This window comes from Bifidobacterium sp. ESL0732 (assembly GCF_029395535.1).
In the GTDB taxonomy this organism is placed as follows: domain Bacteria; phylum Actinomycetota; class Actinomycetes; order Actinomycetales; family Bifidobacteriaceae; genus Bifidobacterium.
Window position 1 is genome coordinate 1940444 of the sequence record NZ_CP113920.1, and the last position, 15131, is coordinate 1955574.

General features: G+C 60.5%; 4 protein-coding genes. All 4 read right to left on the bottom strand.

The features are described 5' to 3' along the window. Positions 1-507: 507 nt before the first annotated feature. Positions 508-9969, bottom strand: a complete 9462-nt coding sequence (locus OZX70_RS07430; RefSeq protein ID WP_277180362.1) for a type I polyketide synthase — start codon at positions 9967-9969, stop codon at positions 508-510. 140 nt (positions 9970-10109) lie between these two features. Continuing rightward, entirely contained in the window at positions 10110-11717 is a 1608-nt protein-coding gene (locus OZX70_RS07435; RefSeq protein WP_277180364.1) for an acyl-CoA carboxylase subunit beta, read from the bottom strand. Continuing rightward, positions 11717-13684 (bottom strand): biotin carboxylase N-terminal domain-containing protein, encoded by a 1968-nt coding sequence (locus OZX70_RS07440; protein ID WP_277180366.1) that lies wholly within the window; start codon positions 13682-13684, stop codon positions 11717-11719. The genes OZX70_RS07435 and OZX70_RS07440 overlap by 1 nt, the downstream gene beginning before the upstream one ends. Positions 13685-13895: 211 nt before the next feature. Next, a complete protein-coding gene (locus tag OZX70_RS07445; RefSeq protein WP_277180368.1) occupies positions 13896-15056 on the bottom strand; it encodes a hypothetical protein in 1161 nt (386 codons plus the stop codon). Positions 15057-15131 lie beyond the last annotated feature (75 nt).

Consider the following 15131-nt stretch of genomic DNA (forward strand, 5'->3'; position numbering starts at 1 on the left):
GATTCAGTCGTTCAATGCATCATCCATAATTCAGAAGTACTAATTATTAGTATAACAATGCATTACTAGAAACGTTTGAAATGAATGGATTTTTTCATCAATCCGTCCCGCATCACTGTCGGACAAAATAAAAAATATCGACTCATCGACAAATGCCATCAACGTGGTATTTGTCACACAACCTTTGTGAGAGTAGGGGTATCACATATGCTGTATACCCAAGAAAAAAATGATATTTCAGCGTCTTTTTAATTGAAGAAGATAAAATAAATCACTTTCCTGCGATAAAAAATCTCATAAAATATTCTGTCAGCATAATACAACCATTGCAAGAATACTCAAATCCATATCGGTCACAAATCACAATAATTCCAACAGATTCGTACCATCAGACCACGGAAGCCAACCAAAAGCAAGATAAGTCCGTCACTGGCACAGAAACCAGCGACGGACTGTCTTATGTCAACCGTTCAACGGAGAAATGAAATCTTCTTTTCTATCTACCGATTACTCGAAGTAGCCGTCGGAGCCGAGGCGGGCATCCGGGTTGAGGAGCATCGCCTTTTCGACCTCGTGGGAATCATAGGCCTTAGTGTCTTCGTGGAAGCGACGGTTGTCGATCTCCTCGTAGAGCGGGGCCTCACCCATCATGCCCATCAGGCGGCGGCGTTCGCCACGTGCCAGACGCTCGTTGGCGCGAGCGCGCCACTTGTCGAGCGCATCCTGGCCGTACTCGTTGGCCACGGCGGCCTCGAAGGCGCCGGGATGTACGAGGGCGACGAAGCCGGAGACGTGGCCAAAGCCGAGCGAGGTGACCAGTCCGGCCTTGATGGAGCCGATGTTGAGCGGCTTACGCAGCCAGACCATATGGTCATCCTTGCGCATCTTCGGGTCGACGCAGTCGAGGGCCGCGTTGGCCGGAATGACGCCGGACTTGAAGAGCTGGGTCAGGCCGTCGATCTGGAAGATCGCAGCGCCGCCCATCGCGTGGCCGGTCAACGACTTCTGCGAGATGACGAACAACGGGTTGCCGTCATTGCGGCCGATGGCATGCTGGATGGAGTTGTGCAGCTCGGATTCGTTGGAATCGTTGGCATTGGTGGACGTATCGTGCTTGGAGACCACGGCGATGTCATCGGGGGCGACACCAAGACCCGCCAACTGGCGAACCAGCTGGGAGTCCTTGCCTCCCTGAGCTGCGGCGAGCGCACCCAAGCCCGGAGCCGGGATCGAGGTGTGAGCGCCATCGGCGAAGCTGTGGACGTAACCGACCACGGCCGCCACCGGCAGGCCCATCTTCAGCGCGATATCGCCACGGGTGACCAGCATCGTGCCGCCACCCTCGGACTCAACGAAGCCATCGCGGCGACGGTCGTTAGAACGGGAGAAGAAGCGGTCGGAGATGCCCTTGCCGTACATCACGTTTGCGTCGGCGGTAGCACCCATGTTGCCGAAGCCAATCACCGAATCCACGCCGATGTCATCGATTGCGCCGGTGACCACGAAGTCCGCCTTGTGTAGGGCGATCTTGTCGACGCCTTCCTCGAGCGAGACCGCGGCGGTGGCGCAGGCGGAAACCGGCTGAATCATGTTGCCGTAGCCCCCGATATAGGACTGCATGACATGCGCGGCGACGACGTTCGGCAGAGCTTCCTGCAGGATGTCGGTCGGAATCTCGTGGCCGAGGAAACGGTCGAGATAGAGCTTGCGCATGCTGGCCATGCCGCCAAAACCGGTGCCCTGCGTGGAGGCGACCATCGAAGGGTGAATCGTCTGCAACACCTCGGCCGGTGTGAAACCGGCGGAGAGGTAGGCGTCAACGGTGGTGACGATGTTCCAAAGCGCGATCTCGTCGACCTCGCCGACCATCGAAGCGGGAATGCCCCACTTGACAGGGTCGAAGCCCTTCGGGAACTGGCCGCCGACAGTACGGGTCATGGCGAAGCGCTTGGGCACGCGAATCATCGAACCGGGTTCGCGGGTGACACTCCACTCGCCGGACTCCTCGTCCTGGGCGATCGTAGTGTGCTCGGCATCCATGATGACATACTGCTGGGCGACTTCTTCGCTCGGCACATTGAAGGTGACTTCATGGTCGAGGTAAATCTCCACCTCGCCGCTGGCAGTGCCTTCCTGATAATCGCCGCTGCCCATGCCATTGTCGAAGGGACGCAGGCCGGAGCGGGCCACGACCTCGTCGTGGTAACGCTCGGCGATATCCTCTTCAGGCACGAGATTGCCGTCGGTATCGTACCAACCGGCGTTCGGGCTGTCCTGCCAAGTGACCAGACCCATGTTCCAAGCCAGCTCAAGCACCGCTCCGGCAGACAGGTCTACACTGCCGTCGGGGTGAATGCCCAGCTCGGCCTCACTGCGGGTACGGCCGGATCCCCATGGGCCCAGCTCGCCGATGGAGACGATGACAATCTGGTCTTCGGGCTTGACGGTGACATTGCGCCAATCGGCGAGATTGACCTCGGCCTGACGTGGAGGATTCGGGGTGGGCAGCGCCTTGATGAGCGTCGCCTTGCCGTCCTTGTTCTTTGTGCTTGCCTCGGCATCCGTGTTCTCGCCTGCGTTAGCCGCAGCGGAATTGGCCTTGTCGGCCTCGGCTTCGGCTCGAAGGGCGGAGATATCGATGGGTTCGCTGCCCAAGCCACCGGTCAGGTCGGCACGAAGCGGAGCCTTCTCGGCCTGCTTGCGGGCCCCGGTGTCAGCCAGATCGAGCAGTTGCTGTGCGATTTCTTCTGTGGAATAGGTGCGGATGCCATGGCGTTCGACGACGTCGACCAGCGGGTCGTTGCCACCCATCAGGCCGGTGCCACGCACCCAGCCGATCAGCGGGTGGGCGAAGGTGACCCTGTTGGACCAATCCTTCTCCGCGCGGGCACGAGTAACGATGGCGTCGAACGAGGCCTTGACCTCACCGTACGCACCATCACCGCCAAAAACGCCGCGGTTCGGGGAACCGGGCAGGACGACGTGGAGCTTGTGCTGCACGTCGGTGTCGCCGCCGATGGCCGCAAAGCCGGTGATCGCACGCTCGACGCCCCAGAGCATCAGACGTGCCTGGGACTCGAAAAGCTGGCCGGAATCGGCCATGGTGCCATGCACCGGAGGTGCCGCGAACGGGAAGAAGAGGCTCGGCTCGTAGGCGGGCTTCAGAATCGTCGTCGTTGCGCCGGTGGTCTTCTTGCTCACGCCGCCGACCCACTTGACCAAGGCATCGACGTCGCGATAGCTGGAAAGGTTAGCCGGGACCAACCAGAGCTTGGCGTCGCCGACCGCGTGCTCTCGGTAGACCTTCTCGGCCCATGCCTTCACCGACTGCTTGAAGCTGTGCGAAGTGGCGATAACCGTCGCGCCGCCTGCCAAGAGGCCTTCGACGACCTGGCCTGCGATGGAGTTCGGGGCCACGCCGGTGACCACGGCGACGTCGCCGGCAAAGCGGGACGCCTTCGGATCGGTCTTGGCATTGCTGCGCGCCTCGACCGCGATACGGTTGAAAGTGGAGGACAGAATGCTGTTGCCGTCGGTTTCCGCCTTGGACGCGAACCAAGTGGCCTGATCGGCGACTTCGTGTCCTGCGCCGATGAAGCTCAGCGCAGAGACCTTCTGGTCGTGGTTGTAATACAGACGAGCGAGATCCTCGCGCGCCGTGGCCCAACGGTCATCGAGCAGCAGGGCCTTGCGTTCGTCGAAGCGCGGCGCGACCTGATCAACCCAGTCGCTGCCAAGTTCGGCCTCGACGGTTTCGACCACGGCGGCATCCTCGTCTTCGTCTTCCTCTACGACAGGAGCCTTGACACCGAGCTCATCAAGCACGAAGCGTGCGGTCTTGGCGAGCACGCCGTCGGCGCCAGTCACTTTTTCGGCGAAAGCGTCGAGAGCAGCAGAATCGACCACCGAACCGCCGGCGCCGCCAGCACTCGGAAGAGCCACGGAAACGCCATGATCGGCGGCGACCTTTTGCACGGCCGCGTCAATCAGCGCGTTCGCGTCGTTGGCGTTGGAGACCTGAGCAGTGCTGAGGCTGGCGAGATCGTCACCACGCGAAGAGCTGCCTTCGCGGGTTTCGAGGACCAACGTGCCGAGCACGTAATCAGCCCAGCCTTGGCCCAGCTGCCAGGTATCGGTGACGCGCTTGACGACCTGGGACTGCTTGACGCCGGAAGCACCGAAGAGACCACGGATACGATCGCGCACAATATCGGAAAGCACCGGGCCAAAGGGCTTATAGTTCGGAGCCACCTTGTTGACCAGAGCATAGAGGTCGGTAATCGACGCCTCGGCGGCGCCGTCGACCGATGCCACGCCAAGCTCGGAGCTGATGTCCATCAACAGCTGGTTACGGCGTGAAGAGACGCCGTTGGTCAGAGTGTCGGTGGTATCACTGTCGCCGATCTGGTCGGGACGGACTTTGGCTGCGTAGGCCAGGAGCATTTCGATACCGTCGGACGCCTTGAAGGGCAGATCCGCCGGGCGTTCGGTTGAGGCAGCGGCTGGAGCGGGTGCCGAAGGAGAAGTAACCGCAACAGAATTTTGAGCGGCTAACGCCGCCGTTTCTGGCTGCTTCGCGCTCGAGTTATCGCGCTCAGCGTCGGGGGCGGAAAGCCCACTGGGCTTTCCGCTGTTCCCCTCCGCAGAGAGCTCGCTGAGCTCTTCGCTTTTCTCCGGCGCCAGACTATCCGAATCGGTCATATACACGCGCTGCTCGTCGCGACCGAGGTTGTAGACCGCAACCTCGCTACCCGAGAAATCAGGCAGACGCAGGGTCTTAGTGGCTAGGTTGGCGAGTGTCGGCTGGTTGCCGAGGCCGACTTCGACGTAATTCTCAACGCCGAGACCGCCTTGGGCCGGGTCGCCGAACATGATGGCCTGCGTCTCGATCCAGCGCACCGGGGAGGCAAACTGCCAGGCCAGGAGCTCGGTGAAGAGCAGACGGCCGAGTTTCTGCTCGTCGGCGGCGTAGGAATCCCAAATCTCCGGATTGTCAAGCGCTTCCTGAATGCGGGTGGACGGCACGACATCGACGATCTTCTGTGCGAACTCGCGGGTCATCTCGAACGGCGTCGCCACAAGATTCGGAATATAACGACCGACCAGACGCTGGTAATCGATATGCGCCGGAAGCAGGGTGTCGAGTTTGTTGCGGAAGTCGGGCACGCCTTTGCGCAGCAGCATGGAGTGGAACGGCACGTCGATGCCGGGCACATACATGAGCGCGGGCTTGCCGCCGTATTCCTTGACACGCCGGGCGGAATCCTTCTTCAAAGCCTCAAGACCCTTGAGCGTGCCTGCGATGACATACTGCTGGCCGGAAAGGTTGTAGTTGACGATTTGCAGGAATTCGCCGCTTGCTTCGCTTACGGACTTGACATAATCGTCCACACCGTCGTCACCCACGCCGAACTGGTTCGGACGCAAGGCGGCCATCCGGTAGTTGGAACGGCCCTGCTCATCGCGGTCGATGAGGCTGTTCATGGCGGAACCGCGCTGGAAGACCAGCTCAAGCACCGTCTCGAAGGGAATGATGCCGGCGAATGAGCTCAGCGCGTTGTATTCGCCCAGCGAGTGGCCGGCGAAATAGGCAGGCCAAATGTCGCTGCCGGCCTCGCGAAGACGGGAGGTCTGGGCATAGGCGACGGTGGCGAGCGCCACCTGGGTGAACTGTGTGAGGTTCAGCAGGCCGTCTGGGTGATGGTAGGTCACGCCGTTGGCGGTCAGCGTCTTCGGGTTGTCACGTACGATGGCCAGAATCGAGAAGCCGAGTTTTTCACGGGTGAGTTTGTCGGCTCGCTCCCAGGTTTCGCGGGCGGCGGCGGACTTGGCGCGTTCGTCCAAGACCATGCCCTGCTGCTGGATGCCCTGGCCAGGATAGACGTAGGCGGAACGCGGGGCGCGAACGGCTGCGGTGCCACGGGAGACGATGTTGCCATCGATGCGGCAGGTGACCTCCAGAGTCATGCCGCCGTGACGCAGCTTGCCGATGCGCTCGACCGAAATCTCGACCTTGTCATTGAGCTGGACCATGCCATACATGTTGTAGGTCCAACCGACAATCTCATAGTGCGCGCCCTTGTCGTCGCGTGCCTGCACGACGTGCTGCGCGGCGGCGGAAAGCCACATGCCATGCACGAGCGGTGCCTTCAGGCCGGAAACGGCGGCGCCGCGATGCGAGGTGTGGATCGGGTTGAAATCTCCGGAAGTACGGGCGAACGCGGTCATCTCGCTCGGTGCGGTCAATGTGACGCGACGCAACATGCGGCGCGGAGTGGCCACCACCTGGTCAAGGCCCTTATCCTCGTCCTCGTCGAACGGGGTACCAGCGCCGGTCCGGCTCTTGCGATAAGCAAGATAGTCGCCATAATCGGGCACGTCCACCGGAAGATCGTCGGAATAGGAACGACCACGCACGGCAAAACGCTCGACCTCGTGGGCCAAAACGGTGCCGTCGATGGCAGTGTGGGTGACGTGGATGGTCACGATTCGGCCGGAAGCGGACTCGGCGTAGGCGTCGGCCCAGCTCGTCAGGTCAATCTTCTCGCCGGTGTGGGCCAGCAACTCATCCTCGGTGACCTCGAGTTCCATCTGATGGTCAAGGTGAACGGCGTTGAGCAGGCCCTCAATAACCGGATAGCCGTGGACATAAACCGAACCGAGAGCCGTGTAAATCGCGGGCCAGGCCGGGCCGACCAACGCATCAGGGGCGATGCGCGAGGCGTTCAGGGAGCCGGGCATATTGCCGGCGGTGGCGGCTTCGTGGTCGTAGCCGAGGTTGGCGGAAAGCGTGTAGCTGGTATGGGCCTGGCCGTAGGGGAAGGCGACCTTATCGCTCATCTCTTCGATTTCGGGCATCGCCGTGAGCTTGTCTCCAGTGATGGCGGTATTGCCGATACCGGCGGTGTCGGCCAGCATCGCGTAGACGTGCTTGGGCAGACGTTCGCGGTCGACCACCGGGAAGAGCCCGGTTTCGGCGGGACGGACGTTCAGCGGGATGACGATGTCGCGCACCGCGTGCTTGGAAAGTCCGCCGTCGGGGTCGTTGTCCCAGAAGGTGTCGAGGTGGATGTCGAGATCGAACATCTGAGTGCCGTTCTCGTCACCAACTTCACGGATTTCGTAATACTTATCGCCATTCGGCGTACCGAACGCGGGGTTGGTCATCAAGTGACCGACCCACGAGATGTTCGGGGACTTGCGAATGAAGTCTTCGGCGTCACTGGCCGCATCGAGCTCCGCGAACGCCTGTTGCGGCTCTGCTCCCCCGTTGAGCTCACGGGTGCGGTCGAGCGCGGCGGCCTCAAAGCGGCCAAGGATGGAGCCGACAGGCTCGTCAATTGTGGTGATACCGGCCACCGAAATCGGACCGGGGATGGCACGCACGGAATCGGCTGAATAACGCGGGTCTTCGGACTGCCAAAGCTGGTCTTGACCCCACCAACGCAACAGGTCGTTGTCGATCTGCGGCACGAAGGGCATCGGCTTGTGATACTCGTGGATCAGCGTCGGGAACCAGGCCACGTCGGTCGGGGTCACGGTGACCTCGGCGGCACGCGGATAGGCCCGCTGCAGCTTGTCGATGGCGGTCTGCGGGTCTTTTTCGACGTCGGCGCGGGAAGTGAAGAGCGAGGCGAATTCGCCGGATTCCTGATCGCAGACGCGGGCTTCGGCGCGCTGCAGCAGGTGCAGGAAACGGTCGGCATAAGTCGGATCGGCCCATGGGAAGGTAAGTTCGGCGAAACGCTGCGCCCACTGGACGTAGGTCATCTTGTCAAGGTCACCGAAGTAAGGACGTGAGGTCTTGTCGAGCGCTTCGATGATTTCATCGCGACGGCTTTCCAGCTCTTCCGGATGCTTCATGACGCGGACAAGCAGACGGCCACAACGAGCGGAGGCGTTTTCAAGCTCGTAGATATCGGCGTGCAGGTGGCTCAAGCCGCTGGCGACACCGCCCTTGGCGACCTGGCCGGCCGGAACCCAGTTCTCGCCCAGAGGCGCGAACGGGTCGGAATCGTCTGGCTTCGGCGAAATGCCGGGGGTCGCGACGAGCATGCGCTTGACGTCGGGGTTGGTGTGGGCTTCCTTGGCCGTCATCGCGGCGGTGCCGATCAGAACGCCGTCAACGGGCATGTCAGGTTTGCCGTAAACGCGCGACCACTGGCCGGAAATATAGTCGGCAGCGCGGTCGGGGGTGCCGATGCCGCCACCAGCGACCAGCACAAGGTTGTCGCAGGCACGCACGTCGGCGTAAGTATCCATCAGAAGGACGTCGAGGGATTCCCAGGAATGGTGACCGCCGGCGGCTCCGCCTTCGACCTCCATGATCACGGAGACCGGGGCGACGGCCTTGGCGATGCGCACGACCTGGCGAATCTGGTCGATGGTGCCGGGCTTGAAGGCGACATACGGGAAGCCCTGCTCGTTGAGCGAGGCGACCAGCTGCTTGGCTTCGTCGAGTTCGGGAATGCCCGCGGAGATCACCACGCCGTCGATCGGGGTGCCGGAGGCGCGCTTCTTGGCGACGATGCCTGCAGGGCCGAACTGCATATTCCACAGATAACGATCCATGAACATCGCGTTGAACTCAATGGTTCGGCCCTCTTCGAGCTGCTTACTAAGAGCGGCGACGTTACGGTCGAAAACGGCCGGAGTCACCTGGCCACCACCAGCCATTTCGACCCAGTAGCCGGCGTTTGCGGCCGCGGAGACGATATCAGCGTTCACAGTGGTGGGGGTCATGCCGGCCAGCAGCACCGGCGGCTTGCCCGTCAGATCGCTGAACTTGGTGCGAATCTTGTCACCGGCGGGCGTGGAAATCACCTTCGGAGCGAACTTGCGCCAATCCTGCGTACGGGTGGGTTCCTCTTCCATGGTGGAAAGCGCGGCGCGAGCCTCTTCACTGTCGGCCTCGACTACGCCGACGCCGGTGCCTTGCACCAGAGCGCTGACAAGCTTGCCGACGGTGTTGCCCGGGCCCATATCCACAATCCACAGCTTGGTGGGATCGTTGCTCTTGAGCAACGCGTCGGTGCGCGCGGCCCAATCGACATGGTTGACCAGCACTTCGCTGGCCAGCGTGCGGGCGCGATCGGCGTCTAAGCCGCAAGCCTGTGCCCACGAGACGGTGGACTCGACGGCTTCAGCCATCAGCGGGGAATGGAAGGGAACAGTGACCTCGAGATACTCGAGGATCGGGTCGAAAACCTCGCCGCCGCGAACCTTGTCGGCGCGCAGCTTGGCCTGACGGCGGTGTTCCTTGCCCACCTCGACGGCGAAGGACGCAAGATCCTCCGGATGGCCGGAAAGTACGTAATTATCGGTGGCATTAGTTACGGCAAACGCGATCGGGCCGCGCGGCTTTACCACGCGATCGACCAAGACCTCGATCTGGCGCTTAGTGGCACCACGTACCGAGAGCATCGGCGTGGCATCGCCGAATTTCGTGGAGACCGGCAGCAGACGGGACTGACGGGTGCCGGCGGCACCGATCAGACGCGCGATGGCGAGAATCTCGTCGATGGCGTCGCGGGCCGCATCGATGGAACCAGCCGCTTCAATGGCATCGACCATATGCTCGGCGATAATGCCCTGGGAATGACCGAGAACGGCAACCGGCCTGGCCTTAGCCACGCTATAGCCGAGGCCTTCCGCATCAATCAACGCACCCAACTGAGCCAAGGCGATGCCCGGAACGCTGGCGGCCGCGCCGGCGGCGGGGCCAAGTTTGGCAGGGTTGGCCTTGAAACCGAAGAGGTCGACAGTGCCGCCCATCGTGGCAAGCAGGTCGGGGGTGACCGCCGAGAGCAGACGGTCCGAAGCCTCGGCGTGCGCCTTGAGCTTCTCCGCCAGACTCGGGTCGGTGCATTCGTCGGCCAGGGAGCTGACCCACGGCGTGGACTGACCGCTGAAGATGAGCGCATGGGGCTCAGTGCTGAGGCGGTTCAAGAAGAAGGTGTTTTCAGTCATTATCTTCCTTATATTTGGTTGAAATTCTGATGGATACGGTTATTACAAAAAATCTAAAACTATTATTCGAGCAATCCTATGCGAGGCAGTTGGTTGCAATCTTACCCATCTCGCCTGGGATTGCGCTTGTGGGCCAAACGTTACATGGGTTGGTTTCCATGGTGTTTATTGGTGCGGCGGACACGCTTCTTGTTGCGCAAAAGCCGCAACGATTCGGCGATGGCCTCGCGCGTCTGCTCGGGGTCGATCATCGCATCGATCTGGCCGGTTTCCAGCGAAAGGTTGGCGTTCAGGGTCTCGCTTTCGTACTGGTCGACGTATTGCTGGCGCAGCGCCTCGACGTCCTGGCCACGCTCCTTGGCCTTGTGCAAATCCTTGCGATGAATGATGTTGACCGCGCCGGCAGCGCCCAAAACCGCAATTTGGCTGGAAGGCCAGGCATAGTTGACGTCCGCGCCGATGGCCTTGGACCCCATGACGATGTAAGCACCGCCGAAAGCCTTGCGCAGCACGACCGAGACCATCGGCACCTGCGCGTTGGCATAGGCATAGATGACCTTCGCACCGCGACGGATGATACCCGCGTGCTCCTGATCGCTGCCGGGTTTGTAGCCGGGGGTATCCACCAAAGTGACCACAGGCAGGTTGAATGAATCGCACAGACGGACGAAACGAGCGATCTTCTCGCTGGAATCAACATCGAGGATGCCGGCTTGTTCATTGGGCTGGTTTGCGACAATACCCACCGGATGACCCTCGATGCAGGCGAAACCGACTACGGCGCATTTGGCGTAAAGCTCCTGCACCTGCACGAATTCGCCGTAGTCGACGATGCAGCGAATAACCTCGTTGATGTCGTAGGGTTGGCGATCGTTGTCGGGGACGATGGTGCCGAGACGTTCGGCCGTCGAACGGTCGGCACGGGTAGCCGCGTAGGCGTAAACCGGTGGCTTATCCTCGCAACTGGAAGGCAGATAGGCAAGAACGGTACGCGCGTAATCAATCGCGTCGGCTTCGTCCTCGCCAAGATAGTGTGCCACGCCTGAAACGGCGTTATGTACCTTGCCGCCGCCGAGATCTTCCATGGAAATGGTCTCGCCCGTGACGGATTTAACTACATCGGGGCCGGTGACGAACATATTGGAATTCTGACGGGTCATGATGATGAGGTCGGTCAAGGCCGGGCAGTAAACCGCTCCACCCGCGCAGGGGCCGAGAATCAGCGAAAGCTGCGGGATGAAACCGGAGGCCTCGCAGGTCTTACGGAAAATGTGACCGTATTGGGTCAGCGCTTCCACACCCTCCTGGATGCGGGCGCCGCCAGAATCGATCAACGCGACAACTGGAATCTTCAGGTCGAGGGCCATATCCATCAAGTGGCAGATCTTTTCCCCTTCGGCGTGGCCGAGCGTGCCGCCGCGCACGGAGAAGTCCTGCGCGTAGACGGCGACCTTGCGGCCGTAGACGTCGCCGAAACCGGTGATGACGGCCGAGCCGGCGATGCCCTTGTTGATGTTGCCGCCGGAGAAGCGGCCAATCTCCTGGAACGTGCCGGTGTCGAAAAGCAGGTCGAGGCGCTCACGGGCGGTGAACTTGCCTTTGGCGCTCTGACGGGCGTGAGCGTGGTTTTCAGCGTCACGCGCGAGTTCGGCGGCTCGAGCGACGGAGGCGCGAATCGGCTGCTGGTCGAGGGGCTGGCTGCTGGCCATGGCCTTTTCGACGGCCGTGGTGGTCATGATGTCGGTCATCAGCGATCCCCTTCCTTCTCGGCGTCAGCGGCAGGTGCTGCGGGTGTGGCATTCTCGGTGGAATCGGGAGCAGGGGTATCGGCCGCCTTGTCGCTGTCGTTACCAGCCTTATCCGCAGTATCGTTCGCACCGGACTTCTCACGATCGGCAGCGCCATCCACATCGATCTTCATCAATGTGGTGCCAGCGTCCACGGAATCGGAAGGGCCAACGAAAATCTTATGCACAGTGCCGTTGACGGGCGCGTAGACGTAGTTTTCCATCTTCATGCTCTCGAGCACGGCCAGCAGGTCGCCCTTGTTGACTACTTGGCCTTCCGCGACGTTGACGCGTGTGACGATGGCCTGCATCGGCGAATCGATGACGCCGGACTTGCCGTCGTTGACCTTCGCACGTTCTTCGACGGCCCCCGACGAGGAGCCACGCAACGGCTGGGTGGGTCGCCGGGTTCCGCGGGCGCGGGCCGAACCGGTGAGATTGTCGACGATATCGCGTGGCACGGTGAGTTTGACGCGCTTGTTGTCGACCTCGATGACGAAGGAATCGGTCTCCTGCTTCTTGGGCTTCTCTTCATTGCCCGAAAGCGAAGCGGGCTGGCCGCTGCCGGCGGTATCGGGCTTGCGGTTCAAGTACTTGCGTTCAAGCCACTTGGTATAGACCGAGAAGGGATGATTCTCAGCAGTGAATTCCGGATCGTTGAAAATCGTCTCGAAAAGCGTTTTCGGTGTGGGCACGCCTTCCAGTTTGAACTCTTTGAGCGCACGACGCACACGGGCGACGGCGGTGGGACGGTCCTGCGCGGTGACCACAAGCTTGCCCATCATCGAATCGAATTTCGGGGAAACCACATCGCCGACCTTCACGCCGGAATCAATGCGGATGCCGGGGCCGCTGGGCCAATCGAGGCGCGTCAGCGTCCCGCCGCTCGGAGTGAGGTTCTTGTCCGGATCCTCACTTGTAATACGAAGTTCGAAGGCATGGCCGTGGCTTTCCGGGGCTTGGGTGAGCTCCTCGCCGTTGGCAATGTTGATCTGCTCGCGCACCAAATCGAGGCCGGAAACCTGCTCGGAAACGGTGTGCTCCACCTGCAGGCGAGGGTTGACCTCGAGGAAGTAGACCTTGTGCTGCGCGGTGACCATGAACTCGCAGGTGCCAAGGCCGACATAATCGACGGCGCTGAACAGGCTGCGGGAATAGCGCTCGAGCTGTTCGGTCTCGTCGTCGGTGAGGAACGGAGCCGGAGCCTCCTCGATGAGTTTCTGGTTGCGGCGCTGCACGGTGCAGTCACGCGTGGAGTAGACGGTGAAATTGCCGTGGCTGTCACGGCCGGACTGTGTTTCGACGTGGCGCGCCTTGTCGATGAAAAGCTCCACGAAATACTCGTTGAGGTCGCCGCCTTCGAGCGCGTCGTGGTTCATATAGAAGCTGCGCAGCTCGTCGTCGTTGTGGACCAGGGTGATACCCTTGCCGCCACCGCCGTCGGTACGCTTCATCATCACCGGATAGCCGTTGATCTGTGCGAACGTCAGGAGTTCACGCATGTTGCTGACAGGTTCGGAAAGCCCTGGCACCGGTGGCACGTGCGCACGCTTGGCCACGCGACGGGCAGTAATCTTGTCGCCAAGGTCGGTAAGTGCCGTCGGGCTTGGGCCGATCCACGTGGCACCGGCCTTGATCACCTTGTCGGCAAACGAAGCGATTTCGGAAAGGTAACCGTAACCCGGATGGACCGCGTCGGCGCCGCTACGGTGCAGCACGTCGATGATCATGTCCTCGTCCATATAGGCGCGGTAGGAATCCCCATGCAGTAGATAGGCTTCGTCAGCCATTTCCACATACTGTGCATCTCTGTCCTGCTCGGCGTAGATCGCTACGGTCGGAATCCCCATTTCGTGGGCCGTGCGAATGACGCGTAATGCGATTTCGCCGCGGTTTGCCACCAGCAGTTTATTGACATTTTTGACCATAGGTTCCAACCTATCGTCTATCCCCCACCTGCGGAACCGCAAGAATCGACAAAATCGCCCGAGCGCTTTTGTAGATTTGCACAAAGCTCAAGACGCGACAAGATTATTCGTACATGTCGCATAAATCTGCCTTAGGGTTCAGTGACAAATTATCAGTGATGCCTATTTTCTGTAATCATTCATCTCACAGTGAAAAAAGTGCCTCTTTGCTTCAAGCCAACACACCCACGTCGCCAGTTTTGACGACGTGAGGGGCGCCATGCTCATCCTGAATCGTCAACGACGCATCGAGATTGAGCGAGCACGCTTGCCCCCTGATCTTCGAACCATCTGTGAATTTCGCCTCGACCTCGCGGCCCAGCGTCCAGCACTTGGCTCGTGTCTCTTCCAACAATTTCGGAAGTTCATTTTCCGGATCGGCGACGAAAACCGCCAACCGCTGCTTCAATGACTTGGCCAACCGAGCGGCGATCATGTCACGCATCGTGACCGGGTTGGGCAGCCGAGTATATAGGATCTGCAGAGATGTAGAAATCGGGGTTGGCAGGCTTTCGCAGGGGATATCAAGGTTGATGCCGATGCCGAACATCACGCCGATGGCCGGCTCGCAAGCATCACCGGAAACATCGCCAGCATCGGCAGCATCGGCAGCAAAAGCTTGCACCTTATTACCGTGCAAACCGTTTTCGAACGAGTCGACGATGCCATCGGAATCCGAAACCGAACCGACCGGCAACACGCCTTCGCCATCTTGCCCTTTCCGAAGCGCCGAACGTTCCAACGAATACCCAGATCGTCGCGCTGCAAGGCGTTTTTTCCCGTCCGGCAATTGCACCAGCTCAGCCAAGATGCCGCCAAGTTTGTGGCCGTTATAGAAAATGTCATTCGGCCATTTGAGTTGAAGTCGGTGAGTAGGGTCGACCGGCTTGGCTCCGCACTCGGCCAAAGCGCCGTTCAGTGCGTCAAGCGCCGCAAGTCCGGCGATGATCGTAAACCAACCATTGTATTGCGAATCCGTCACCAACTGCTGCGGCAACGCAGTGATATAAGTAACAAGGAACGAGGCGCCGCCGGCCTTGTCGCTCCATTGCCGGCCAAGACGCCCGTGCCCGGCGCTCTGGACGTCCGCGCACATCGCGACCATCCGAGGATTGCCTTGCGCATCAATCACGTCAAGTTCGCCATTTGCCAGCATCGTTCGCGCCAGAATATTGGTGGAATCGACGGCCGCGAGCGTCATCAACTCGTCTGCAGCCTGCACGGTTTGTGGCATCTGCGGTTTGCTCGCACCGGTCTTTCGCGCGAAATCGCCATATTGCACCTCGGCCTGCGCTAATCGCCGTGCGATCGGGAAATTGGTCTTATTGCTCATAAGGGCAACTGTATTCGAACAGGTAACGAAATACTTTGTCATTCCATACAAATCAGACAACACACTATGAACGAA